The organism is Pseudomonas sp. 65/3-MNA-CIBAN-0223 (assembly GCF_040310425.1).
In the GTDB taxonomy this organism is placed as follows: Bacteria; Pseudomonadota; Gammaproteobacteria; order Pseudomonadales; family Pseudomonadaceae; genus Aquipseudomonas; species Aquipseudomonas gregormendelii.
Window position 1 is genome coordinate 230,719 of the sequence record NZ_JBEOPV010000001.1, and the last position, 24,858, is coordinate 255,576.

Here is a 24,858-nt window from a genome sequence, read left to right on the forward strand (position 1 = left end):
TCACTCGTCTTCCTCACGCTGCAGTTCGAACAACAGCAGCGAGCGGCCAGTCACGGAATATTCATGGCCAAACTCGAAGCGTTCCTGACCACGGATCGAGGGTTGATTGGTGTCGACCATGCACGTCCAGAACACGCCCTCAGGGACTTCCGGCAAGGTGAAGTTGACGATGTCGTGATGCGCATTCACCACCAGCAGCAGGGTGGCATCTGCTCCCTTGCGGCGAATCCCGGTTTCCTGGGCGCGGCCGTCCAGCAGCATGCCGAGGCAGCGTCCATGGGCGTCTTCCCATTGCTCGATGGACATCTCGCTGCCATCCGGGGCCAGCCAGGTGACGTCCTTGACGCCGATATCCTCGTTGTAGTTGCCCACCAGGAAGCGTCCGCGACGCAGGATCGGGTAGGCCAGGCGCAACTTGATCAAGCGCTTGACGAATTTCAGCAGGGCCTTGCCGTCTTCGCTCAGGTCCCAGTTGACCCAGCCGATTTCGCTGTCCTGGCAATAGGCGTTGTTGTTGCCGTCCTGGGTGCGCGCGAACTCGTCACCGGCAACCAGCATCGGCGTGCCTTGGGACAGCAGCAGCGTGGCGAAGAAGTTGCGCATCTGCCGCTGGCGCAGCGCGTTGATTTCCGGATCGTCGGTCGGTCCTTCGACGCCGTGGTTCCAGGACAGGTTGTTGTTGCTGCCGTCCTGATTGTTCTCGTCGTTGGCCTCGTTGTGCTTGTCGTTGTACGACACCAGGTCATTGAGGGTGAAGCCGTCGTGGGCGGTGATGAAGTTCACCGACGAATATGGGCGTCTGCCGCGCTGGTTGAACATCTCGCCGGATGCCGTCATGCGACTGGCGAAATCCGCCAGCTGGCCGTCATCGCCTTTCCAGAAGGAGCGCACCGTGTCACGGAATTTGTCGTTCCACTCAACCCAGCCTGGCGGGAAGCCACCGACCTGATAACCACCGGGGCCGCAATCCCATGGCTCGGCGATCATTTTCACCTGGCGCAGTACCGGGTCCTGGCGGCAGGCGACAAGGAAACTGTGGCGCTCGTCGAAACCGTCGTGGTAGCGCCCGAGGATGGTCGCCAGGTCGAAGCGGAAACCGTCCACGTGCATTTCCGTGGCCCAGTAACGCAAAGAGTCAGTGACCATTTGCAGGACGCAGGGGTGGCTCAGGTCCAGGGTGTTACCGGTGCCGGAGTCGTTGATGTAGTAGCGCTTGTCGTCGGGCATCAGGCGATAGTACGACGCGTTGTCGATGCCCCGCATGGACAGGGTCGGGCCCTGCTCGTTGCCCTCGGCGGTGTGGTTGTAGACCACGTCGAGTATGACTTCCAGATTGGCTTCGTGCAGGTGCGCAACCATCTCCTTGAACTCGGCGATCTTGCCACTGGCCAGGTAGCGCGGGTCCGGGGCGAAAAACGCAATACTGTTGTAGCCCCAGTAGTTGGTCATGCCCTTGTGCAGCAGATGCTGATCGTTGACGAAGGCGTGAATCGGCAGCAGTTCGACCGACGACACACCCAGTTTGCGGATGTGCTCCAGCACGTCGTCCACCATCAGGCCGGCAAAGGTGCCCCGCACGTTTTCCGGAACCGAAGGGTGACGCATGCTGATGCCACGGACGTGGGTCTCATAGATGATCGTCTTGTCCCACGGCACGCTGACGCGGTGGTCGTGGCCCCAGGTGTGTGCCGGATCGATGACCTTGCACTTGGGTACGAAGGGCGCGCTGTCGCGTTCGTCGAAGCTGAGGTCGGCGTCGGGGTGGCCGATGGTGTAGCCGAACAACGCCTCGGACCATTTCAGCTCGCCGACCAGTTGCTTGGCGTAAGGGTCGATCAGCAATTTGTTATGGTTGAAGCGGTGACCATTGGCCGGGTCGTAGGCGCCATACACACGGTAGCCGTAGATCAGCCCGGGATGGGCGTCGGGCAAGTAGCCGTGGTAGATCTCGTCGGTGTATTCGGGCAATTCGATGCGTTCGAGTTCGACCTCGCCCGAATCATCGAAAATACACAGTTCAACCTTGGTCGCGTTGGCGGAAAACAACGCGAAGTTGACACCCAGGCCGTCCCAGGTAGCACCGAGCGGGAAGGGCAGGCCCTCACGAATTCGCGAGGCCTCGGCGTGAGGTTCTGTCGCGGGTTTTTTTGGACTGCTCATAAATGCTCCTGCAAATGGGGTCGAGTACGGTGTGGCGATAGTGTTTTCAGGGCGAACGACCCCGACATGGCGAGCAAGCTCGCCATGAATCCAGTCAAAATCAGAAAGTCTGTCGTCAGACCGAAGGTTTTTTAGTCGATCGCGGCTTTTTCTCGGGAGCCTTTTCGCCTGGCGGTATCACCGAGGAAGCGGCTGAAGGCTTGGCCTTGGCGGCGGCCTTGGGCTTGGCAGCAGGCTTGTCCTCAAGCTTGCCGTTGGGCTTGGCAGCCTTGCCAGCAACACCTTTGCTGCCAGGCGCCTTGGGCGACTTGCTGGGGGCCAGCGCTTCAGCTTCGGCCAGTTTGCGAGCCATCTCCCAATGACGGGCTTCCTGGCCCTCGGGTTGTCCTTCCGACTCCCAGATCTGATAGGCAAATTCGCGAACGCGTTTATCGTCGGTACTCATCGCTATGCTCCTGAACTGAACTCAAGCTTGGGTAGAAAATTGGATAAAAAGATTGACCGGGAATTCGCCCAGCGCGGTGCTGATGTTCAGCTCCTTGTGATTTGTGACTGTGGCGCCAGGAAAAAGTCCCTTCAGATTTTCTGCGGATGCCTCAAACGGTAATTTGACCCGGGTGTCGCCCCACTGCAGCGCATCGACCAAGGGTTGGGCACTGTTTTTCAGCAGTTCGGCGCAACGAATCGGTACGATCACTACCGCCCTGTTGCCTGCATGTTCACGCATGAAGGCGAGCACTCTGTGGGCCTGGCTGCCGACCACTTCCAGTGGCTGATAGTTGCCACGGGCAAACAGTTGGGCATGCTCGGCGCGCAGGTTGAGGGTGCGGCGAATCAGCGTCTGCTTGATGCGCCCATCGCGCCAGGCCGCCAGCAGCTCGGTCAGCTCCCGGGGTTGTGCCATGGCTTGCTGCCGGCTGTGGTAATCCACGGGCCTGCGGTTGTCCGGATCCACCAGCGAAAAGTCCCAGTAATCGTTACCCTGATACAAGTCCGGCACCCCAGGCACCGTCATGCGCAGCAAGGTTTGCGCCAGACTGTTCAGGGCACCCGGTGCCGCGAGTGCCTGGGCGGCCTTGGCCAGGGCCGAGCGCAACAGTTCACCCTCGGCACTCAGGAGCAAGCGCTCGATGAAGACCTGGACCGCTCGCTCGTAGGCGTCATTGGGCGCACTCCAGCTGCTTTGCAATTTGGCTTCGCGCAAGGCTTTCTGTTGCCACTGCCAAAGGCGCTTGGCGTAGTCCTCGAGGCCCGCCTGATCGTCACTGCGCAGGTCCAGCGGCCAGCTGCCGAGGACGGCTTGGTAGAGGATCAACTCGTCGCCGGCAGACGGCATCTGCTCGTCGTCACGCAACGGCCGGGCGAGGGTTTGCCACAGCGGCACCTGTTCGGCATACCAGGCGCTGCGCTCGCTCAATATGGCCAGTCGCGCGCGGGTGTCTTCACCGCGTTTGTGGTCATGGGTGGCCGTAGCCAGCAGATTGTCCGGGAAGGCTTCGAAGCGCTGCAGGCAAGCCTGGTGAAAATCAGCGACGGGCGCGCTGAACTGTTCGGTGCTGAAGCCCACGTCGTTGCGCGACAGCAATACTGCCGAACGATAGAACGCCGTGTCCTCGACCGCCTTGGCGGCCGCCGGTGACGTCAGTTGCTGGAAGCGTACGCAGGCATGCTTGAGAATCTTGCGCGAGCGCCCGATGGGGCGCTTACGCCATTGCTTGCCACCCAGCCACCCGGCCAGGCAGTCGAGCACCGGCCAGTCGGCCTCGCCGAGGGTCTGCCGCGCTCCTGCCAGGGCCTGCTGGAAGAACACATCGTCTTCGTCGGAACGTCCAAGCGGGCTGATGTAGGTGCGGTACACCGGAAAATGCACGATCAATTCCTGCAGCGCGCGGCGGATCGCACCCAGAGTCAGGTCGCGGGTCATCAGGTCATCCCGAGCCACTTGCAGCAGTGCCTGGGCCACGCTTTCGAAATCGCCGGCCAATGAACCGTTGAGGATCTGCTGGCGCGCCAGTTGGGCTTCCTGGCGAAAGTCCGCAGGCCGTTCGCTGTACTTGCTCCACAGTTCACCCAAAGGTTGGGCGCCCTCGGGATCGTGTTGCAACAGCGACAACTGGTTCATGAACTCGTAGCCCGTGGTGCCGTCCACCGACCAGTCGCGATGCAGCGCTTCGCCTTCACCGAGGATCTTCTCGACGTAGATTGGCAGGTGGCGCTCGGGCGACAGCGAGTCGACCCGACGCCGCAGTTTGCGGCAATAGCCACGCGGGTCGGCCAGGCCGTCAATATGGTCGATGCGCAGCCCGTCGATCAGGCCTTCGGCCACCAGCTCGAAAATCTTCGCGTGGGTCGCCTCGAAGACGGCCGGACGCTCGACGCGCAGGCCACCGAGTTCGTTGACGTCGAAAAAGCGCCGCCAGTTGATGTCATCGCCCGCTGTCCGCCAACTGGCGAGGCGGTAGCTCTGGCGCTCGAGCAGCAAGTGCAGGCGCTCAAAACCCTCAGGTGTCCGCGAGTCATAACCTTGCAGATTCTGCTCGATGCGCTGCCGGATGGCCGGGTCCCTGGCCAGTTCGCGCAGCTCTTCCTTGAGCGGTACTGCCAGGCTGTGGGCGTCGGTCTGGTAGCTCAGGGCAGAGAAGCGATCGGCGAGGAATTTGAGCGGCTCGTCATCGCTCCTGAGCAACTCGCCGTAGCTGTTCGGGCAGATCGGGAAGTGATGATCGTAGTGCTCGACATGGAACGAGCCGCGCTGGGGATCGAATCTCAGGGGCAAGGTGCCTTCCTGCAATGCCACGCCGTAGTCGCTGCCCAGAAACGGCAGCAGCAACTGGCCTTCCATCAAGGGGTCGGGGGAATGCCACTGGATATCGAAGAACTCGCCGTGGGGGCTCAGGCGTCCCCATTCAAGCAAGTCCAGCCACCAGGGATTGTCACTGCCGCCGACGGCCATGTGATTGGAAACGATGTCGAGGATCAGCCCCATGTTCTGTTCACGCAAGGCCGCTACCAGGCGGCGCAACGCAGGTTCGCCGCCCAGTTCCGGGTTGACCTGGGTCGGGTCCACCACATCGTAGCCATGCATGGACCCGGCGCGCGCTGCGAGCAGGGGCGAGGCGTACACGTGGCTGATGCCCAGACTGGCGAAATACGGCACCAGGGGCACCGCCTGATCCAGGGTGAAGTCTTTATGGAACTGCAAGCGCAAAGTCGCGCGCAACGGTTGGATTAATGGTTGGTTCATTGGTCATGCTCACCGGCTTGAAGTCGCGCACAGGCGAGCAGTTCCAGACGCCGGGCGGCATCGGGGTCATCGAGTAATGCCTCGCTGTAGCCCGGCAAACGCCGGCTCCAGTTTGGATGGGTGTTAATGGTGCCGGGCAGGTTGGCCTGCTGCTCGATGCCCAAGGCGTCTTCCAGCGGCAACAGCACCAATGGCGCGCGCGTATGGCCCAGGAAGCGCACACTGGCGTCGAGCACCTGGTCGGTTTCATGGGACTCTTCGCGAAAGTTCTGCGGGTCTTCGCCCAGCACTCGGCGCAAGCCTTCACGCTCACGTTCGCGGTGGCGACGCCATTCGATTTCACTGCTGGCGTCGGTCATGCCGAGGCGGGCATTCCAGTCGATATCGCGGCCGTGCCACCAGCCGTTGAGCGTCGGCAGGTCATGGGTGCTGGTGGTGGCCAGGGCATTGTCCGGCCAATCGAGGATCGACTTGAACTGCGCGTTATCCTGTTCAAACAGCAACACCCGCATGCCGAGTATCGAGCGGGCGATGAGTTTTTCCTGCAGACCCTCAGGCACTGTGCCGAGGTCTTCACCGAGGACGATGGCCTGGTGCCGATGGGATTCCAGGGTCAGCAGGCGCAGCAGGTCATCCACCGGATAGTAGAGGTAGGCACCATCGGCAGGCGACGCGCCATTGGGGATCACCCATAACCGTTGCAGGCCCATCACGTGATCGATGCGCAGGCCGCCGGCGTGGGCAAAGTTGGCCCGCAGCATTTCAATGAATGCGCGAAAGCCGTTGCGCACGAGACCTTCCGGCGAGAACGCGGAAATGCCCCAGCCCTGGCCGGTGCGATTCAAAATGTCCGGTGGCGCGCCCACTGTCAGGGACGCGAGCAACTCATCCTGGCGACTCCAGGCCTGGCTGCCACCGCCATCGGCGCCTACAGCAAGGTCGGCGATCAGGCCGATGCTCATGCCGCTGCCGCGGGCCGCTGTTTGTGCGCGTTCCAGGCAACGGGTAATCAGCCATTGGCAGAAAGCGAAAAAGCCGATGCGTCCGGCATTTTCTTCGGCAAATTCGGCCAGCGCAGCGCTGCGCGGGTCTTGCCATTGCTCGGGCCACTCGCGCCAGTCGAGCGCTTCACCCTTGGCTGCGCGAGCCTCCTGGATGGCTTCGAAACGGCAATGATTTTCCAGCGCCTCGCCGCCGGCGTGGCGAAAGCTGCTGAAGTCGGGATGCAAGGGATGCTCACCCTGCACAAACCCTTCGTACAATGCCTGCAACAGTCGATGCTTGGCCTCGGCGGCAACCGGCCAGTCGATCAGCGCCAGTTCTTCGAGGTGCTTGAACTCGGCAGCCAGGCCGGTGGCGTCGATGGCGGCGCGCACCGCCCGCTCACCCAGAATGGCGCCGGGCGCGGCGTACAGGCTGTTCAGGAACAGGCGGCTGGACGGCGAATACGGGCTGTAGCGTTGGGTGTCACTGCTGAACATGGCGTGCAGCGGACTGATCGCCAAAGCGTCGCTACCCCGTTCCCCGGCCACTCGGGCCAGGTCTTCGAGGGCCTGGGTATCACCGAAACCGCCATCGCCCGGGCGGCGCAGGGAGTACAACTGCACGCTCAAGCCCCAGGCGCGGGGAATCGGGTTGTCTACCGCATCGCCGACGCTGTAGCAGCGGGCTGGCGCGACGGCCAAGGTAAATTGCTGGCCATCGATGCTGACGTGTTGATAACCGACCGGTACCAGGCCCGGCAACACTGAATTGGCATCCAGCTTCAGGTTGAGCCGCGAGCCGTCCTCGAGGTGGATTTCACACGGGGTCTCGGGCTCGAAGTAGCGCGCCAGATCGACCCCGACACCCACATCCGCCGTGAGCATCGGCGGCAGGTGGCGGGTTTGCTGGACTTCCTGCAACTGCAGCAGGCTGGCGTCAATTTCCAGGGCGGTGCCGGCGGGGTGGCCGAGACCTGTCAGGACATTGCGTAGTACTGCAGGGGCAACTTTTTGCGGGCGGCCGTTGGCGTCGATCCAGTCGACTGCCAGACCGGCGCGGCTGGCAAGTATTTCCAGTTGCGCATCACTCATTGGCGCTCTCCATCCGGGGGTAGCAAAGGGGCTGCGGCCTTGAGGCTGACTAGCGCGCTATACGGGGCGAGTTGCCCCTGATCCAACAGGCTGGTCGCGTGTGCCGGGTGTTCGAACAACACCTGGGCACCGGCCTGAGAAGTGTGGACCACGGGTGTGTTGCCGAGGTTCAGGTCAATGCGTAGCTCACTGCCATCGCCCATCCGCCAGCGTGCGCTCACCGCGGCGTGGGCCAACACTTGGGCGCCCAGGGAGCGCGTGCCTGGCAGGCGCGGAACGATTTGCGCATGGCGCAGGCTTAGCAGGCGCCGATACAACGCATGGATGGCCGGGGTTTCAGCGGGTGTCAGGTCTGGAATCGATGCTTCGAATGTCTGCGGTGCATTAGGGTCGGGGATGCGCTCGCGTTTTTCCGGGTCAGCGAATGCACTGAAGGCTGCGAACTCGTTACGCCGGCCTTCGCGTACCAGCTCTGCCAGTTCGCCGTGGTGATCGGTGAAGAACAGAAATGGCTCTTCGGCACCGAACTCGTCGCCCATGAACATCAGCGGAATCATCGGCGACAACAGCAGCAACGCGGTAGCAGCGTGCAGGGCATCCGGGTGTGCGAGCTGGTGCAGGCGTTCGCCGAAGGCACGATTGCCGATCTGGTCGTGGTTCTGCAGGAACAGCACGAACGCAGTGGGTTCCAGGTGGCCGCTGGGTTCACCGCGGGTTTGGCCGTGGCGGTTGACATGGCCCTGGAACACAAAGCCTTCACTCAGGCAGCGCGCCAATTGGCGGGTCGGCTGTTCGGCGTAGTCGGCGTAATACGCATCGGTTTCACCGGTAATCAACACGTGCAGGGCGTTATGGCCATCGTCGTTCCACTGGGCATCGAATCCTTCCTCGAGGAGGCTAGCCTGATTGTGTTCGTTCTCCAGCATCAGCCACACGTGCCTTCCGGGAGTCGTCTGCTGGCGGATGCGTTGTGCCAGTTCCTGCAGGAAATCCGGGCTTTCGATGGCGTGTACGGCGTCGAGCCGCAAGCCGTCGAAGCGGTACTCCATCAGCCACATCAGGGCGTTGTCGATGAAGAAGTCGCGCACTTGGCGGCGACGGAAGTCAATGGCGGCCCCCCAGGGCGTGTGTTTGTCTTCGTTGAAGAAGCCCTTGGCGTAACGATGCAGGTAATTGCCTTCCGGGCCGAAGTGGTTGTAGACCACGTCGAGAATCACCGCCAGGCCAAGGCCGTGTGCGGTATCGATCAGGTGCTTGAGTTGTTCCGGAGTGCCGTAGGAGGCTTGGGGCGCGTAGGGCAAGACCCCGTCGTAGCCCCAGTTACGCTTCCCGGGGAATTGCGCCAGGGGCATCAGCTCAATTGCAGTGATACCCATGTCGACCAGCCGCGCCAGGTGCTGCTCGACGCCACTGAAGCCACCGAGTGCACCCACGTGCAGCTCGTAGATCACCGCCTCGTGCCACGGCCGACCTTGCCAGCGGGTGTGTTGCCACTGATAGGCAGCGGGGTCGACCACCACGCTGTGCAGGTGCAGGTCGCCGGCCTGCGCCCGGGATGCCGGGTCAGGCACTTGCAACTCGCCGTCGATGTTGTAGCGGTAACGCGTGCCGGCGGGGCAGCGCGTCTCGATCACGAACCAGCCATGGGCCTGGGGCAGCAGTGGTAAGGATTGTCCATCTTCCAGTTCGACGCTGACGTCAAACGCATCTGGCGCCCACAAGGCAAAACGCGTGTGTTGTGCGTCCAGCATAATTGCGCCGTGGGGCCAGGTTTCAAGGGTCCGTAACGGCATCTGGTAAAAACCTCTTATTGTCGGTGCGATTTTCCCAGCGCCTTGGCGACCAGTTGTTCGTAGAGTTCGGCGTAGGGTTCAACGGCCTTGCACCAGTTGAAGGGTGCAGCCATGGCACGGCAGCGCATGGCGTTGAGCAGGTCCGGGTAGGCAAATACCTTGAACGCGCGGCTCAGGGCCTCCTGATAGCTTTCTGCGGTGGATTCGTCGAAGAGGAAACCGGTGACGCCGTTTTCAATGGTGTCGGCCAATCCACCGGTATTGCGTGCCACCGGCAAGGAGCCGAAGCGTTGGGCGTACATCTGGCTCAGGCCGCAGGGTTCGTAGCGCGAAGGCATCAGCAGGAAATCGCTGCCGGCAAACATGCGCCGGGCGTCGGTTTCATTGAAGCCGATGCGCACGCCGATCTGGCCGGGGAAGCGCAGGGCCAGCTCGCGCATGGCCTGCTCTTCTTCCGGTTCGCCACGACCGATGATGGCGATCTGGCCGCCGGATTTGACGATGTATTCGGAGACGGCTTCGGTCAGGTCCAGGCCTTTCTGGTAGACCAGCCGCGAAACTACCGCAAACAGCGGGCCTTCGGAATCGTCCAGGCCAAACAGCTCGCGTACATGGTCGGCATTCACCGCCTTGCCGTCCCAGTCGCCAATGGTGAACGGGCAGAACAGATGCGGATCGGTCGCCGCGTCCCAGCTCTCGTCGATGCCGTTTGGAATGCCGCTCAGCAGGCCTTGCTGGGTCTTGGCGGCGAGGAAGCCGTCGAGGCCACAGCCGAAGTCCGGCGTAGTGATTTCCTGGGCGTAGGTCGCACTGACCGTAGTGATGTGGCTGGCGTAAGCCATGCCAGCCTTGAGGAACGACATCTTGCCGTAGAACTCCATGCCTTCCTGTTGCAGGGCATGGGTGGGAATCCCCAGTTCAGGGCACGAACCCAGGCTGGTGACACCTTGATAGGCCAGGTTGTGGATGGTGAATAGCGTCGGGGTGCGCTGTCCACGCCAATGCATGTAGGCCGGCGCCAGGCCGGCTGGCCAGTCGTGGGCATGCACCAGGTCCGGGCACCAGTGAATCTGCGCCAGGTTGGCTGCGATATCTGCAGCGGCCAGGCCCAGGCGGGCAAAGCGAATATGGTTGTCCGGCCAGTCGCGACCGTTGTTGGCGCCGTAGGGCGAACCTTCGCGCTCGTAAAGCTCGGGGCAGATCAGTACGTAGATGACCAGGCCATCAGGCATGTCCATGCGCCCGATCTTGCAAGGCGGCAGGGCAGCATGACCGCCCAGCTCACCGATGATGTGAATTGGGTTTTCGCTGTGGAGCACCTGCGGGTACCCGGGGATCAGCACGCGCACGTCGTGCAGATGCGCCATCGCCCGCGGCAGCGCGGCGGAAACGTCGCCCAGGCCGCCAGTCTTGACCAGATCGGCGATCTCGGAGGTCACGAACAAGACGCGTTTCTTGTTCGGATTCTGACTGGTTACCGGTGGCAGTTTGCGTGGACTGGTCACGTTAACCGGTGCAGCGGATTGCGCATTGACTACGGTGCTCGACTCGCCGACCTGCTGATGAGCACGTTCTCCCTGAATATCTAAAGCCGCACTGATCATATGAATCTCCCGTGTTGTTGATCTAATTCTCGGTCTGGCACCAACGATGTTCGATGGCCTGTCCCTATGGCCGGGCGCAAACGCGCTACGCATCGGTGAGCAAACGCTGCCAACGCGTTAAAGCACAGTGGCTGGAGAGGGCTGTTGCAAAGATCGAACCAGTCGCAACACACCCACCTTTAAGCTGACCTTGCGCCAGCAGCAAAAGTTTCTTCTAATTTTCCCGGTTGTGACTGACCGGTTTTAACCGGCAAAAAGGAGTCTAGGCCAGAACCTAGAGCGGGCCAGCCCATTTGGGAAAATTGTTCGACAATCCTTTTCAAAGGGTAACGGCTGAGCCTGACGAAGGGTGATCGCACCGACGAAGGGCAGTTTTATTTTGCGTGACGCCTCACAATGTGACCGGCGAGTCACAATAATGGACCAGGTGTGACAGTTTCGTTGCACTGTTGTGGTGCGGGCTGGCCAGTCCCGCATTTGGCTGAAGCGCTGCCTTACTGCAGCACCGGGTGCCTTGTTATAGTTCGGGCCTCTTTTTTGCCAGGTAAAGGATCACTGCCATGTCCCAGTACACCGCGTTCACCGTCGAACTGGCGGATAAAGTCGCCCATGTGCAGATCAATCGTCCGGAAAAGATCAACTCGATGAACGCGGCGTTCTGGAGCGAGATCATCGAGATCTTCCAGTGGATCGACGACACCGACGAAGTGCGCGCAGTGGTGATCAGTGGTGCAGGCAAGCACTTTTCCTCGGGCATCGACCTGATGATGCTGGCCGGCGTCGCCAACGAGCTGGGCAAGGACGTCGGACGCAATGCGCGCCTGCTGCGACGCAAGATCCTGGCCCTGCAAGCCTCATTCACGGCTGTCGATAACTGCCGCAAACCGGTGCTCGCGGCCATCCAAGGGTATTGCCTGGGCGGCGCGATCGACCTCATTGCCGCCTGTGACATGCGCTATGCCGCGCAGGACGCACAGTTTTCGATCAAGGAAATCGACATCGGCATGGCGGCCGACGTTGGCACCCTGCAACGCTTGCCGCGCATCATCGGTGACGGCATGCTGCGTGAACTGGCTTACACTGGCCGCTCTTTTGGCGCCGAGGAAGCGCGCGACATCGGCCTGGTCAATCGCATCTACAGCGACAAGGACAGCCTGCTCGACGGCGTGCTGGGCATTGCCCGCGAAATCGCCAGCAAGTCGCCGATCGCCATCACCGGCACCAAGGAGATGATCAGCTACATGCGCGACCACCGTATCGATGATGGCCTGGAATACGTTGCCACCTGGAACGCTGCAATGCTCCAATCCACTGACTTGCGCGTGGCCATGGCGGCCCACATGAGCAAACAGAAACCCGAATTTCTGGATTGAGTTAACCATGACTTCACGCTGGACCACTGCAGTACTGGACACTGACAAACCCGGGGGCTGGGCCGTGGCTCGCAGCCCCGAAGGCTTTCTGTATGACGATAATGGCGCGCTCTTCCCTCGGGAGTGGCTCAAGCGCCAGGACCTGCCGATCCTCGCCGAGCATGGGATCGGCCATCTCGACGGCGAGCCGGTCTATCTGCTGGAGCTGCGGAGCACCAGTGAAGTGCCCGGCTGTGGCTGGAAGGGCTTGCGCGCGTTCATGCTCGAAGGCGATCACACGCTCTACAAGGTGCTGGGCTACGCCGCGCAAATTGGCACCTGGGCACGCGAGCACCGTTTCTGTGGCAATTGCGGGCAGGCGATGGTGCAGGTGCCTCGGGAACGCGCGATGTATTGCCAGCCCTGCGATTTGCGCAACTACCCGCGCATCTCCCCGAGCATGATCGTACTGATCACCCGCGGCGATGAAATCCTGCTGGCGCGCTCACCGCGTTTTGTTGCCGGGGTCTATAGCACGCTGGCGGGGTTTGCCGAGCCCGGGGAGTCGGCCGAAGAGTGCCTGGTGCGCGAGGTTCGCGAGGAAGTGCAGATCGAAGTGAAGAACATCCAGTACCTGGGCAGCCAGTGCTGGCCGTTCCCGCATTCGATGATGCTGGGCTTCCACGCGGAATACGCCGGGGGCGAAATTGTCTGCCAGGAGGACGAGATCGAAGACGCCCAGTGGTTCAACGTGCACGAGCTGCCGCCGTTGCCAGCGTCACGCTCGATTGCCCGTTACCTGATCGACGTCTATGTGGCGCGGCGTTTAGGCCACGCTGAACCAGTGCTGCCAGGCTAACCGCACGGTCAAGCCCAGCACCACGGTGATGAACACCGGGCGAATGAACTTCGCGCCGCCGCTGATGGCGGTGCGAGCACCGAAAAACGCCCCGACCATCACCGACAGGCCCATGCTCAGGCCGATGATCCAGTCTACCTGCCCGGAAAACACAAACACCGACAGCGCCGCAATGTTGCTGACGAAGTTCATGCTGCGCGCCACGCCACTGGCCTTCACCAGGTCGATGGGATACATGAGCAGACTGCTCACGGTCCAGAACGCGCCCGTGCCTGGCCCGGCCACGCCGTCGTAGAAACCGAGGGTGAAGCCTTGGGTCGACTGCCACTTTTTCCTGATCGGCGCGTTGCTGTCCAGCGGCGCCTTGGGCGTGCCCCCGAACAACAGGTACAGGCCGCAGCCAAACACGATCACCGGGAGCATCTTGTTCAGCCATTCGGCCGGCAGGTAGTGCGCAACCACGGCGCCGGTCAGCGCGCCGATCAGTGTGCCGACAATCGCATGCACCCATTGGCGCGGGTGGAACAGCTTGCGCCGGTAGAAAGTGAAACTGGCCGTGGCCGAGCCGAAGGTCGAGCTGAGCTTGTTGGTGCCCAGTACCAGGTGCGGCGGCAACCCGGCCGTGAGCAGGGCCGGAGTGGTCAACAGCCCGCCACCGCCGGCAATGGCGTCGATGAAACCGGCAATAAAGGCTACGACGGCGAGAATGGCCAGGGTGGTAAGGTCAACGCTGAGTTCGAAAGGCATGGAGTCGGCTTATTCGGCAGGTGCAGAGCAGGGCTGCGGGGAAGGGGCGACATATTACCCAATTATCTGGCCGGTTGGGCACCTGCCGGGATTCTGTGATGGAGGTCCAGCAGCTGGTGAGGTTCTGTGGGAGCAAGCTTTGCTCCCACAGTTGATCAGTTGATCAAGTGTTGAGGCTGCGTTCCATCCGGGCGATACCTTCTTCGAGCAACGAACGAGGGCAGCCGAAGTTGAGGCGCACGAACTGTTGGTGGTCGTCGCCGAAGTCCAGCCCTGCACTCAACCCGACCTTGGCCTGCTGCAGGAAAAACTGCTGCGGATTGGCCAGGCCCAGCGCCGAGCAATCGAGCCAGGCCAGGTAGGTGCTTTGCGGCACGTTCATGCTGATACCCGGCAGGCGCGTGCGAACCGCGTCCACCAGCCAGTCGCGGTTGGCCTGCAGGTAAGTCTTGAGCTCGGCCAGCCAGGGTGCGGCTTCGCTGTAGGCGACGCGCGTGGCTTCCAGCCCCAGCGGGTTGACGCTGTCGACCATGCCACAGCGCGCGTGATTGACCTGGGCACGCACAGCCGCGTCATCAATGATCATGAACGAGGTCTTGAGGCCGGCGATGTTGTAGGCCTTGCTCGCCGACATCAGGGTGATGGTGCGCCGGGAGATGGCCTCGCTCAGGGACGCCGTGGGCACGTGCACCCGACCGTCAAAGCACAGTTCGGCGTGGATCTCGTCGGAGATGATCCAGGCGTCCTGCTCCAGGCAGATGTCGGCAATCGCTTGCAGTTCTTCGCGCGGAAAAGCTTTGCCCAGCGGGTTATGCGGGTTGCTCAACAGCAGGGCGCCGCCGCCTTGCAATGACTGGCGCAAGCTGTCCAGCGGCGTGGTGAAGGTGCCATCTGCCTGCAAGTCGAACCCCAGTTCAACCTTGTTCAGCCCCCAGTGGCCCGGTGCATGGCGCAGCGGCGGGTAATTGGGCACCTGCACCACGACATTCTGCTGCGCCTTGACCAGCGCTTTCAATGCCATGTTGAAACCCGACTCCACGCCCGGCAGGAACACCAGGGCCTGAGGATCGACGCGCCAGGCATATTTGTGCCACAGATCGGCAACGATGGCCTGGCGCAGATTGTCCTGGCACACGCTATACCCCAGCAGAGGATGTTCCAGGCGTTTTTGCAGCGCCTGGATGATCACCGGCGGCGCGGCGAAGTCCATGTCGGCGACCCACATCGGCAAGACATCGTCGGGGTAGCGGCTCCATTTGGTACTGCCGGTAGCGTGGCGGTCGTGGACCTGATCGAAATCGAAAGTCATGCAGGTGCTCATAGAAGGCAGGGGTGGTATGGCGCCCATGATAAACGCCCAACCCTCGTGGGGGCGAGCCTTGGGCGCCTTTGTCTGCAATCACTGCATCACATAGCGTCCAGGGGCCGGCTCCAGTGGCGGGTATTGGGCATTTCCCATCTGCTGCATCGCCGGCTCGCGCTCGGCGGATTGATCGGCCAGCCACGCAAACCAGTCGTTCCACCAGCTTCCGGGTTGCTGCCGGGCATTGTCGAACCAGACGTCAGGGTCGCTGGTGATCTGCTCCTGGGTCCAGTAGTGGCGTTTTTCACGGGCAGGTGGATTGATTACGCCCGCAATATGGCCGGATGCCCCCAACACGAATCGGGTGGGGCCGCTGAGCAATTGGGTGCTGGCGTAGGCGCTGCGCCACGGCACGATGTGATCGTCGTGGGTCGCGAGGATGTAGGCGGGCGCGTCAATCGCGCGCAGGTCCAGCTTGACTCCGCAGCACTCCAGTTCGCCGGACTTGAGGTCATTTTGCAGATAGGTATGCCGCAGGTACCAGCAGTACATGGGGCCAGGCAGATTGGTGCTGTCGTTGTTCCAGAACAGCAGGTCCAGGGCATTGGGTTTCTGGCCCTTGAGGTATTTGTCGACGTTGTAGTTCCACCACAGGTCGTTGGGGCGCAGCAGCGAGAAGGTGTTGCCCATGTCCTCGCCCTTGAACAGGCCGATCGGGCCGTTGCTGCCGCCAATGGTGCGCTCGCGGTAAGCCAACAGTTGTTCGTCGACGAATATGTCGATGGGGCCGGTATCCAGGTAGTCGAGGAAGGTGGTGAGCAGGCTCACGCTGGCGATCTCACGATCGCCGCGCGCCGCCAGCACCGCCAGTGCCGTGCTGAGCAGGGTGCCGCCGATGCAAAAACCTACGCAATGGGGGCGCTGCTCGCCGCTGATTTCACGGGTGACCTGCAGCGCCTTGACGATGCCGGTGTCGATCAGGTCGTCCCAGGTAATGCCGGCATGCGCCTGATCGAAGTTGCGCCAGGACATCAGGAACACCGGATGGCCTTGCTGCAGCAGGTGACCGACCATGGAGTTGTCCGGGCGCAGGTCGAGGATGTAGAACTTGTTGATCGATGGCGGGACGATGAAGACGGGGCGCCGGTAGCCGGTTTGTGCTTGCGGGTAGTACTGGATCAGCTGGAACAACTCGTTCTCGAACACCACCTCACCCGGCGTGTTGGCCAGGTCGACGCCTACCTGAAATGCATCGCGGTCGCACTGGCGCATCTTGCCTTCCTGCAGATCGCTTGCAAGGTGCAGCAAACCTGTCAGCAGGCTGCTGCCCCCGGTCTCGACCACCCGTTGCAGCGCGTCGGGGTTGCTTGCCAGGCAATTGCTCGGCGCACCCGCTGCGATGGCTTGCTCCACCAGATAGAGCAGGCGCTGGCGCGGCTTCCTGGTTTCGATCGGCAAGTGTTCAAGCAGCTTGAGCAGGAAGCCGGCGTTGAGCAGGTAAAACGCGGCGAGGGAGCCGTACAGCGGCTGGCTCCAATTGTCGCTGGCGAAACGCCGGTCCTGGAAACTGAAGGGCTGCCCGCTCAGCACCCGCTGGCCGAGTTCTGCCCATTGCTGCTGGTAGTCGGATTGGAGGGTGTCCAGCGTTGCCCGAGGCAGGTCGAACCAGGCGTGGTAATCCTGCCCGGTGAACCAGGGATTGGTGCTGACCCACAGGCGTAACTGTTGCAGTGCAAAATTGGCGATAAAGGGCACCTGGCCGGACCAGTAACTGTTGAAGGTTTGCGCTTTGCTGTCCATTAATTTCCACCCATAACAGTCGTGAACAACGCAATACGACCAAGCGACTTCCTGACGTCCGTTGCTTTTATTGTTTTGCGCTGCAAGATGGAGGATTGTTGGTGATGGGCGGGCCGTGCGGAAGTGTTGCCGGGTGACTGTGTGGTGTCCAACGGCGCCAAGCAGCCAAGTGGTGTTGCCGGTGCCAGCGGCCTGGCCCGCGAGTGTGCGGTCAAGGATCAATGGGTCGCAGAAACCGACGCAGATCAATACCCCCAACCAGGCCGCCGCTTATCATTCCTTGAAAGCGCCCAGTACTTACGTCATCGAGAACGCCATGTACAGAATGAGCTCGGGCTATGCCAATGTGCTGGTCAATACGCTCTCGGCCGAGGGACTCGACGTTGCCAGCCTGTGCCAAGTCGCCGGGCTGGACATGAGCCTCGCCAGTGTCCCTGGAGCGCTGTGCGAGCGCAGGGTGATTTATCGCCTGTGGCAACTGGCGGCCCAGGCTGCTGCGGACCCGGACATCGGCCTCAAGGCGTACGGGCATTTTCATCCAGGCAGCTTCCAGATTGTCGGCTACACCATGATGTCCAGCCTCAACCTGAAACGCGCCCTTGAGCGCCTGGTGCGATTCAGCCCATTGATCGGCACCGGCTTCAGCCTGTTTTTCGTCCCGGAGCAGGGACGCTATCGCCTGGCTTCCCTCGATCATCAACAATCGGGCTCGATCAAGCCCCGGCAGTACGCGGATGCCGGTCTGGCATCATTGCTCGGCATCTGCCGCTGGCTGGGTGATGGCAAATTACCGCAACCGATGAGTGTGGAATTCAGCTATCCCGAACCCGAGGACACTTCGGAACATAAACGCCTGTTTGGCTGCGACCTGCAGTTCGGGTCGGCTTACGACAGCATCCTGTTCGACGGCCAGGAGCTGCTGCGGCCGTTGAGCATGGCCAACGAAGCGTTGGCGGTGTTGCACGACAGTTTTGCCGAGGCGCAACTTGACCTGCTGTTCGGCTTCACCATCGTCGGCAGGATTCGCGCGCTGATCACCGAGCGCTTGAGTCAGGGGCAGGGGCTTTGCGACATGGAATACATTGCTGCAGCGCTGAATTTCAGCAAGCGCACCCTGCAACGGGCCCTGGAAAAGGATGGGACGCAATTCAAGGATGTGCAGAATGCAGTGCGCCGACAATTGGCGGATTTCTACCTGCGTCACTCCCACTTCAACATGAAGCGTGTGGCGTATCTGCTGGGTTTTCATGACCACAGCAGCTTCAACAAGGCCTGCAGCCGCTGGTTTGGCATGACGCCGGGGCAGTACCGCGCCGATCAATCGTTCGAGATCGAGCAAGCCGCGCCGGTCTGACGCGGCCCTGGTGCGTCAACGATCGCCGAGCAGGCCATTGAGGGCGCCATACACCCCATAGAAGCTCATTTCCTGGGCAGCATCACGCTGGTCGCGGTAGCCGTTCAGGGCATCCTGCAGTTGATCCGAATACAAGTCCTGCCACGCCAGCAACGGGTTGTTCGCGCGGACGCACTGGCGATCCCGGCGGGCCTTGGCCGCGCCTGCCGCCACCCACCACAGGGCCGGGTTGAGGCTGCTCCAGAGCAATTGCTGCTGATGAAAAGGATGGGCCCGGCGGATGAGTTCGGCGCCGGGTTCGTTGATCAACTGGCGCAGCCACGGACGAACGCAGGCATCGTAGAGGTTGTTGTTGAAGGTCGAGGTGCGTTCGACCAGGGCGAATTCGCGATCGTCAGCCTGCGGTGTTTCAACATCGCCATGAATGTCGGCGATCCTGCGCGGTTCGAAGCTGACGCGATAGGGATTCTGCGCATCTTCTGGCAAGTCCTCGATCAACATTTCATACAGGCCAGGGGGCAGGGCATTGATGGTATCGACCGCTCCCAGCAGCTCGCGGTGCTCGCGCCGGGCCACTTCGCCGGAGACAAAAATGCCCAGGTGCCCGATGCTGGCATGGCGCAGATAAACGATGGTGCGACCGGCGGCGTCCAGGGCGAGATCGCTGGGATAGAGGTCGGTGATCCAGTCCAGTGCCTGTTGCGGCGAAGTGATGTTGTCGCCACAGGAGCAGAACACCACCACCGGCACTTCGATGCGCTTGAGGTCCAGGCCATTGCTTTTGCGCCCGACTCCGCCGGACAGCTGATTGCCGATGAACAGTTGGTCAACGATCATCTCGATTTCTTCGCCGTTGAGCAGGGTCGGGCTGCCCCACCAGCGTTCAAAGTCGAGGAAGCGCTCGGCCTCGCCATCGACTTCGCTGAACAGGTGATAATACTTGCCCCACCAGGCATTGGCCGGGTCCAGGCTTTCGAAATTGCTCACCAGCCAGGCGCCGTCGAAACGCGAGTTGCCCAGGTCGCTGCCCAGGCGCGCCATCCAGCCACCGCCCAGCAGCCCGCCGCAGTAACGCAGCGGATTGCGCCCATGGGTGCCAGCCCAATAGGACAGCGGCGCGCCATTGATGATGATCAAGCCCGGCAGCTCCGGCCTGGAGGCCGCCAGGCTCATTAAGGCCCAGCCCGCCTGGCAGTTGCCGATGACCACCGGCTTGGCACTGTCGGGGTGTCTGGCGCTGACCAGCTCGATGAATTGCGCTTGGGCCTGAACGATGTCTGCCAGGGTTTGCCCGGGGCTTGGCGAATGACTGAACGAGATGAAGTAGGTGGGGTGACCGGCGCGCAGGCTCTCGCCGATCAGCGAATCCTGTTTGAAGCCGCCAATGCCCGAGCCATGGCCGCCCCGCGGATCGATAATCACCACTGGCTGCTGGTCGGGGTCGCTTGCTGGTGCCGATGCATCGACGATTTTGAGCAGCGAATAGTTGACCGGGCGGGGCAGTTGCTCGCCGGCCTGTAGCACTTCGTACTCGAACTTGAGCAGCAGTGGATGCCCGGCGCGTTCGTGAGCCAGGGTGTTGTCGCCGCGCTGGCGCAAGGTATCCCAGAACAACAGGCTGCGTTGGCCAAGGTCGGTCAGGTAGTCCTGCCAGTCGGCGGCCGAGGGCTGCCTGAGTTGTCCCAACCGTGAGGACGCCAGGGTGCTGGCCTGGCGCGCGTTCACGGCGCCCAGCACATTGTGCAGGTTGAGCTGCTGCAGATGACTCAGGTGATCGAACAGACCGGGCGCTGCTGCAAGGTCTTTATCGTGCGCTGCAATATTTCCTGCCTGGTTCATGGTGTGCTCCTGCCGACCTGCATGGAAAGCGCTCCGAAAACATTGTTGCGATCAATGGGGGCTTGTCGGAAGCGCTCAGTGGCTGGAGTCTATCGTCAAAACACTCAAGGTCACCACGATTTATTGTGCGCCGCACAAAATACTCATTGCCAAACAGATTTGTGCACTGCAATATCGCCGCTATCGCGATGACTGGCAGGATCGCCGTCGCGCCCTTGGCCCTCTCAGGGCATTCAGTACCAGGAGATTCCAGCATGTCTTTTTTCAACCCGGAAAAACTGCAAACCGCCCAGAAAGCCAACCTCGACCTTTTGCAGCAGATCAGCGGCAAAGTCTTCGCCAGCGTCGAGCAGCTGAGCCAGTTGCAGTTCAAGGCCCTGCGCGACTCCACCGAGGAACACTTCGAAGGCGTTCGCAAGTTGCTGGCTGTGCGTGATCCTCAGGGTTTTGCCGAGCTGCAGGCTTCGTTGACCCAACCAAGTGCACAGGGCGAACGCCTGGCCGAGTTCAACCGTCAGGTCCAGGCGCTGATCGTCGACACCCAGTCGGACATCGCCAAACTGACCTCCAGCCAGGTCGAATCCGGCACCCGGCAGGTTGAAGAGTTCGTGGAAACCTTGAGCAAGAACGCGCCAGCGGGTTCGGAACCGGTGGTTGCCGCTTTCAAGTCGGGCCTGGCCAACGCCGGTACGGTCTTTGAAAGCGCACAAAAAGCCGCGAAGCAGGCGGCCGATGTGGCTCAGAGTGGTTTCGAGGCCGCGAGCGCAGCGCCGGGAAAAGCCGCGCCAGGAGCCGGCGGCAAGGCTACCAGCGGTAACAAGTAAGTCAGTTCAGGCCAGCTGCATCGATGGCGACGGGTTTATTCCCCGTCGCCATTTTTTTTCGGGCCGCCTTTGGCATCCGGCGTTGCGCCAAACATGCCAAACAGATTCTGGGTATTGAGGTACAGCGCCTTGGACTGATCGACATACTGGCGCATCAAGTCCTGCATCACGGGAGCCTGCTGGTGCATGAAGGTACTCCAGGCTTCGGAAGACTGCGCGCCCGTCTGGGACTGGATGTCGATAACGGTCTGGATGCTCTTGTCCAGGTAACTGCCGAGCACACCCTGATAGGGCCCGTAGAACTGGATAATGCCCATCAGCATCTCGCTGGTGAAGATCGGCTCGCCACCGCTTTCAGCTTCCAGGATCACCTGCAGCAGGATGCTGCGCGTCAGGTCTTCGCCGCTTTTGGCGTCGACGACCTGGAACGGCACCTTGTCGACGACCAGTTGACGAATGTCCGCCAGCGTCAGGTGACTGCTGGTGTGGGTGTCATAGAGTCGGCGGTTGGGGTACTTCTTGATCAGGCGGGGGGTGATATCGGTCATGCGGGGCGTCTCGCGGCGAGCCTGGTTTGCAGGCATCTTATCCTACTCTCATCGCCCGTGCCCTCGAGAGCGCCTTTGCCAGCCGGTGCGCCCCCGGTAAATCGTCCCCTAAGGGTGGGGACGAGGCATTGCTTACCAGATCGGCAGGGTATAACTGACAATCAGGCGGTTTTCATCCAGGTCACTGCCAAAGTTGGTCGAGCGCACTGTCGCGTTGCGCCATTTCAGCCCGACATTCTTCAGCGGCCCACTCTGCACCACGTAGCCGATATCGGTATCGCGCTCCCATTCCTTGCCTTCAGGCCGGTTGTTGCCCAGGTCGATGTCCGAGCCGGTGAGGTAGCGGGTCATGAAGGTCAGGCCGGGAATACCCATGGCCGCAAAGTTGTAGTCGTAGCGCGCCTGCCAGGATTTTTCGTCCTTGCTGGCGAAGTCGCCGATTTGCACGAAGTTCACCAGGAACGCGTCGGTGCCGTTTATGTAGGCATAACCGGTGTCGCCGCTCATGCCCTGGTAGCCGAGGCCAAAGGCATGACCGCCCAGGGTGTAGGTGAACATCGCGCCCAGGGCATTGTTGTCGACATTGCTGCCGCCGTCGTCGGTGGAGCGGGCGAAGCGCAGGTCGGTTTTTAATGACTGGCCCACGGTGATCGGCAGGACGTACGTCAGGTTGACCAGATGCTGGCTGTAGAAATTATCCAGATGACCGTAGCTATAGCCGGTGGCCAGATCAGGCGTCCATTTGTAGTTGAGGCTGGCGAAGTCGAAGCTGTCGCTGGCCAGGTGGCGACTAATGATGCCCTTGGCGCCCGTACGAGTGATGCCCATGTCCTCGTAGTTCGAGGAATCACGTTGATTGACCTGGGTCAGGCGCCCGGCGTCTGCGGTCAGGCCCTGGATGTCCAGCGAACTCAACTGGCCGCCCTGGAAAGTCTGCGGCAACAGGCGTGAGTCGTTCGCCAGCACGGTTGGCAGCTTGGGCAACAGTGTCCCCAGTTTCAGTACACTTTTTGCCGCGCGAACCTTGGCCGTCAGGCCCACTTCAGCGTACTCGTCATGGGCGCCCTGGCGGGTATCGGCATGGCGCTTGAGCAAACCGGAGCCGGCACGATCAGGGCTGGAGTCGAGCTTGACCCCGAGCAGGCCGATGGCGTCGAACCCGACACCAATGGTCCCGGCAGTGAAGCCCGATTCGAAGCGCATCAGGAAACCCTGGGCCCATTCTTCCTGTTTCGATTGTGCGGCGTTGTCCTGGCGAAAGTCGCGGTTGAAGTAAAAATTGCGCAATTCCACGCTGGCTTTGCTGTCCTTGATGAAATCAGCGGCAGCGGGGGCCGAGAGGCTGATGACGCCACCGGCCAGCAGCAGTCGGGTCGCGAGATTGCAGGTGTGACGATCCATGGTGAAGCCCCTTTGTTTTTATTATGAGAAATCGGATCTGGCGACCCTCGCCGAGCTGGCGAGGGCTGCTGAATAAAAAACGCGACGCCTGAATGAGAGGAGCAAGGCGCCGCGCGCGGTTCAATCGTTAGAACTGCTCAGCCGTCAGGCCGTACAGCGAGGCGCTGCCGGCGCGTATGGACTGCTCAAGGCTCAGGATGCGCGGCAGCAGGCGGTGAATGTAGAAGTCGGCGGTGGCGATCTTCGCGCCATAGAACGCCTCATCGGTGCTGCGCTGCTTGCCGGCCACGTGCGCCATGCGTGCCCACAGCCAGGCATAGGCGACGTAACCAAACAGGTGCAGGTACTCCACCGACGCGGCGCCGACTTCATTGCGGTTGGTCTCGGCCCGGTCCTGTACCCAATCACTGAGGTTTTCCAGGCGCCGTACCGCATCCAGCAGTTGTGTCGCGTAGGGCGCGTCGGGCTGGTCCGTGAAGCGGCGGATCTCGTCAGTGAACTGGCGCAGTACCACGCCATGATTGGCCACCACTTTGCGCCCGAGCAGGTCAAGCGCCTGGATGCCGTTGGTGCCCTCATAGATCTGCGCGATGCGCACGTCGCGAACCAATTGCTCCTGACCCCACTCGCGGACGTAGCCGTGGCCACCGAAAACCTGTTGTCCGTGAATGCAGCTTTCCAGGCCGCTGTCGGTGAAAAACGCCTTGGCCACTGGCGTCAGCAAGGCCACCAGGTTTTGCGCACTGTCGCGCTCGCTGGCATCGTCGGAGAACTTTGCCAGGTCCAGTTGCTGTCCCACGTAACTGGCGAACGCCCGGCCACCTTCGGTCATGGCTTTCATGCTCAACAGCATGCGACGCACATCCGGGTGGACGATGATCGGGTCGGCCACCTGGGTGGGGGCCATGGCGCCTGTGGGGGCACGGCTTTGCACGCGCTCGCGGGCGTAGGTCACCGCGCTCTGGTAGGACGCTTCAGCGCAACCGATGCCCTGGATGCCGATGGACAGCCGTTCGTAGTTCATCATCGTGAACATGGCTGCCAGGCCTTTGTTGGCCTCGCCCACCAGCCAGCCGCTGGCGCCGTCGAAGTTGATCACGCAGGTGGCCGAAGCCTTGATGCCCATCTTGTGTTCGATCGAGCCGCAACTGACGGCGTTGGCGGCGCCGAGGGAGCCGTCGGCGTTGACGCGAATTTTAGGCACCACAAACAGCGAGATGCCTTTTGGCCCGGCGGGTGCGTCAGGCAGCTTGGCCAGCACCAGGTGGATGATGTTTTCGGTCAGGTCCTGGTCGCCGCCGGTAATGAAGATCTTGCTGCCGGTGATCTGGAAACTGCCGTCGGCCTGGGGTTCGGCGCGGGTGCGGATCAGGCCCAGGTCGGTGCCGGCGTGAGCTTCGGTCAGGCACATGGAACCGGCCCAGCGACCTTCGTACATGGGCGGCAGGTAAAGGTTTTTCAAGGTGTCGCTGGCGTGGGCATCCAGCGCCAGGCAGGCACCGGAACTCAGTGCCGAGTACAGGGCGAAGCTGGAGTTGGCGCCGTAGAGCATTTCCTCGAACTGCACTGCGAGCATCTTCGGCATGCCCATGCCGCCGAACTCGGCGTTTCCCGACAGGCCCACCCAGCCTCCTTCGATATAGGTGGCGTACGCCTGTTTGAAACCGGTCGGCGTGCTGACCTGGCCATCCTGCCACTGGGCGCCTTCTTCGTCGCCGCTGCGATTAAGCGGTGCAATCAGGTGCGAGGTGACCTTGGCCGCTTCCTCGAGAATGGCATCGGCGGTGGCGGCGTCGACGTTATCGGCCAGGGCTGGCAGGCGCGCCCACAAGGCCGGGGCTTCGAACACTTCATGCAGCACAAAGCGCATATCGCGCAGCGGGGCTTTGAATTCGGGCATTACGTGAACCTCACAGGGTTAGGCGATGGGCGCGGTCCGTCATGGACGGTCGCGC

At 61.7% G+C, this 24,858-nt stretch carries 17 protein-coding genes; 4 read left to right on the forward strand and 13 right to left on the reverse strand.

Going from position 1 to position 24,858, the window contains the following annotated elements:
* From glgX to glgA, 6 genes are all read right to left on the reverse strand, one after another.
* Positions 1-2,160: a glycogen debranching protein GlgX gene (glgX, locus tag AAEZ09_RS00940; protein WP_350597656.1), complete on the reverse strand. Its 2,160-nt coding sequence runs from the start codon at positions 2,158-2,160 to the stop codon at positions 1-3.
* A gap of 115 nt (positions 2,161-2,275) precedes the next feature.
* Entirely contained in the window at positions 2,276-2,605 is a 330-nt protein-coding gene (locus AAEZ09_RS00945; protein ID WP_350597659.1) for a DUF2934 domain-containing protein, read from the reverse strand.
* A gap of 21 nt (positions 2,606-2,626) precedes the next feature.
* Positions 2,627-5,404: a malto-oligosyltrehalose synthase gene (locus AAEZ09_RS00950; protein WP_350597660.1), complete on the reverse strand. Its 2,778-nt coding sequence runs from the start codon at positions 5,402-5,404 to the stop codon at positions 2,627-2,629.
* A complete protein-coding gene (gene malQ, locus AAEZ09_RS00955; RefSeq protein ID WP_350597662.1) occupies positions 5,401-7,479 on the reverse strand; it encodes a 4-alpha-glucanotransferase in 2,079 nt (692 codons plus the stop codon). The genes AAEZ09_RS00950 and malQ overlap by 4 nt, the downstream gene beginning before the upstream one ends.
* A complete protein-coding gene (gene treZ, locus AAEZ09_RS00960) occupies positions 7,476-9,272 on the reverse strand; it encodes a malto-oligosyltrehalose trehalohydrolase (protein ID WP_350597665.1) in 1,797 nt (598 codons plus the stop codon). Before treZ ends, malQ begins: the two co-directional genes overlap by 4 nt.
* A gap of 14 nt (positions 9,273-9,286) precedes the next feature.
* Positions 9,287-10,876, reverse strand: coding sequence for a glycogen synthase GlgA (glgA, locus tag AAEZ09_RS00965; protein WP_045058601.1), 1,590 nt, complete (start codon positions 10,874-10,876; stop codon positions 9,287-9,289).
* Between the two features lie 560 nt (positions 10,877-11,436).
* Between glgA and AAEZ09_RS00970 the strand changes: the two genes are divergently transcribed.
* Both AAEZ09_RS00970 and nudC read left to right on the forward strand, forming a co-directional pair.
* A complete protein-coding gene (locus AAEZ09_RS00970) occupies positions 11,437-12,249 on the forward strand; it encodes a crotonase/enoyl-CoA hydratase family protein (protein ID WP_045058600.1) in 813 nt (270 codons plus the stop codon).
* Between the two features lie 7 nt (positions 12,250-12,256).
* Complete coding sequence (gene nudC, locus AAEZ09_RS00975; RefSeq protein ID WP_350597667.1) at positions 12,257-13,087, forward strand: NAD(+) diphosphatase; 831 nt, start codon at positions 12,257-12,259, stop codon at positions 13,085-13,087.
* On the opposite strand, the gene AAEZ09_RS00980 is transcribed toward nudC, so the two are convergent.
* The 3 genes from AAEZ09_RS00980 to phaC all read right to left on the reverse strand — a co-directional run bounded on the left by AAEZ09_RS00980 (position 13,055) and on the right by phaC (position 16,937).
* Entirely contained in the window at positions 13,055-13,834 is a 780-nt protein-coding gene (locus tag AAEZ09_RS00980) for a TSUP family transporter (protein WP_350597669.1), read from the reverse strand. The genes nudC and AAEZ09_RS00980 overlap by 33 nt on opposite strands.
* A 163-nt stretch (positions 13,835-13,997) precedes the next feature.
* The gene (locus AAEZ09_RS00985) at positions 13,998-15,143 is read right to left on the reverse strand and encodes a MalY/PatB family protein (protein WP_350597670.1); all 1,146 of its coding nucleotides are present in this window, start codon (positions 15,141-15,143) and stop codon (positions 13,998-14,000) included.
* 90 nt (positions 15,144-15,233) lie between these two features.
* Positions 15,234-16,937 (reverse strand): class I poly(R)-hydroxyalkanoic acid synthase, encoded by a 1,704-nt coding sequence (gene phaC, locus AAEZ09_RS00990; RefSeq protein ID WP_350597673.1) that lies wholly within the window; start codon positions 16,935-16,937, stop codon positions 15,234-15,236.
* 316 nt (positions 16,938-17,253) lie between these two features.
* Here phaC and AAEZ09_RS00995 point away from each other — a divergent pair, with 316 nt between their 5' ends.
* Positions 17,254-18,291, forward strand: a complete 1,038-nt coding sequence (locus AAEZ09_RS00995; RefSeq protein WP_350597675.1) for an AraC family transcriptional regulator — start codon at positions 17,254-17,256, stop codon at positions 18,289-18,291.
* A gap of 15 nt (positions 18,292-18,306) precedes the next feature.
* Here the strand turns inward: AAEZ09_RS00995 and AAEZ09_RS01000 are convergent, their stop codons facing one another.
* Positions 18,307-20,130: a DUF3141 domain-containing protein gene (locus tag AAEZ09_RS01000; protein WP_502947556.1), complete on the reverse strand. Its 1,824-nt coding sequence runs from the start codon at positions 20,128-20,130 to the stop codon at positions 18,307-18,309.
* A 254-nt stretch (positions 20,131-20,384) separates the two neighbouring features.
* On the opposite strand from AAEZ09_RS01000, the gene AAEZ09_RS01005 reads away from it, so the two are divergent.
* Positions 20,385-20,954 carry a phasin family protein gene (locus AAEZ09_RS01005; RefSeq protein ID WP_350597676.1) on the forward strand — a complete coding sequence of 190 codons (570 nt, stop codon included), beginning with the start codon at positions 20,385-20,387 and terminating at the stop codon, positions 20,952-20,954.
* A 35-nt stretch (positions 20,955-20,989) separates the two neighbouring features.
* Here AAEZ09_RS01005 and phaR read toward each other — a convergent pair whose 3' ends face one another.
* The 3 genes from phaR to AAEZ09_RS01020 all read right to left on the reverse strand — a co-directional run bounded on the left by phaR (position 20,990) and on the right by AAEZ09_RS01020 (position 24,803).
* Positions 20,990-21,538: a polyhydroxyalkanoate synthesis repressor PhaR gene (gene phaR / locus AAEZ09_RS01010; protein ID WP_122839770.1), complete on the reverse strand. Its 549-nt coding sequence runs from the start codon at positions 21,536-21,538 to the stop codon at positions 20,990-20,992.
* Between the two features lie 96 nt (positions 21,539-21,634).
* Positions 21,635-22,903: an OprD family porin gene (locus tag AAEZ09_RS01015; RefSeq protein ID WP_350597679.1), complete on the reverse strand. Its 1,269-nt coding sequence runs from the start codon at positions 22,901-22,903 to the stop codon at positions 21,635-21,637.
* A 127-nt stretch (positions 22,904-23,030) separates the two neighbouring features.
* The gene (locus AAEZ09_RS01020) at positions 23,031-24,803 is read right to left on the reverse strand and encodes an acyl-CoA dehydrogenase C-terminal domain-containing protein (protein WP_045058592.1); all 1,773 of its coding nucleotides are present in this window, start codon (positions 24,801-24,803) and stop codon (positions 23,031-23,033) included.
* Positions 24,804-24,858: the final 55 nt, after the last annotated feature.

Excerpts from the sequence above, each read along its gene's own strand:
- AAEZ09_RS00950 (WP_350597660.1), bottom strand. The coding sequence starts at position 5,404 with ATGAACCAACCATTAATCCAACCGTTGCGCGCGACTTTGCGCTTGCAG.
- AAEZ09_RS00970 (WP_045058600.1), top strand. The coding sequence starts at position 11,437 with ATGTCCCAGTACACCGCGTTCACCGTCGAACTGGCGGATAAAGTCGCC.
- glgA (WP_045058601.1), bottom strand. The coding sequence starts at position 10,876 with ATGATCAGTGCGGCTTTAGATATTCAGGGAGAACGTGCTCATCAGCAG.
- phaC (WP_350597673.1), bottom strand. The coding sequence starts at position 16,937 with ATGGACAGCAAAGCGCAAACCTTCAACAGTTACTGGTCCGGCCAGGTG.
- AAEZ09_RS00995 (WP_350597675.1), top strand. The coding sequence starts at position 17,254 with ATGTACAGAATGAGCTCGGGCTATGCCAATGTGCTGGTCAATACGCTC.
- AAEZ09_RS01015 (WP_350597679.1), bottom strand. The coding sequence starts at position 22,903 with ATGGATCGTCACACCTGCAATCTCGCGACCCGACTGCTGCTGGCCGGT.
- AAEZ09_RS01020 (WP_045058592.1), bottom strand. The coding sequence starts at position 24,803 with ATGCCCGAATTCAAAGCCCCGCTGCGCGATATGCGCTTTGTGCTGCAT.
- malQ (WP_350597662.1), bottom strand. The coding sequence starts at position 7,479 with ATGAGTGATGCGCAACTGGAAATACTTGCCAGCCGCGCCGGTCTGGCA.
- AAEZ09_RS01005 (WP_350597676.1), top strand. The coding sequence starts at position 20,385 with ATGTCTTTTTTCAACCCGGAAAAACTGCAAACCGCCCAGAAAGCCAAC.
- phaR (WP_122839770.1), bottom strand. The coding sequence starts at position 21,538 with ATGCCTGCAAACCAGGCTCGCCGCGAGACGCCCCGCATGACCGATATC.
- AAEZ09_RS00980 (WP_350597669.1), bottom strand. The coding sequence starts at position 13,834 with ATGCCTTTCGAACTCAGCGTTGACCTTACCACCCTGGCCATTCTCGCC.
- treZ (WP_350597665.1), bottom strand. The coding sequence starts at position 9,272 with ATGCCGTTACGGACCCTTGAAACCTGGCCCCACGGCGCAATTATGCTG.
- nudC (WP_350597667.1), top strand. The coding sequence starts at position 12,257 with ATGACTTCACGCTGGACCACTGCAGTACTGGACACTGACAAACCCGGG.
- AAEZ09_RS00945 (WP_350597659.1), bottom strand. The coding sequence starts at position 2,605 with ATGAGTACCGACGATAAACGCGTTCGCGAATTTGCCTATCAGATCTGG.
- AAEZ09_RS00985 (WP_350597670.1), bottom strand. The coding sequence starts at position 15,143 with ATGACTTTCGATTTCGATCAGGTCCACGACCGCCACGCTACCGGCAGT.
- glgX (WP_350597656.1), bottom strand. The coding sequence starts at position 2,160 with ATGAGCAGTCCAAAAAAACCCGCGACAGAACCTCACGCCGAGGCCTCG.
- AAEZ09_RS01000 (WP_502947556.1), bottom strand. The coding sequence starts at position 20,130 with ATGAACCAGGCAGGAAATATTGCAGCGCACGATAAAGACCTTGCAGCA.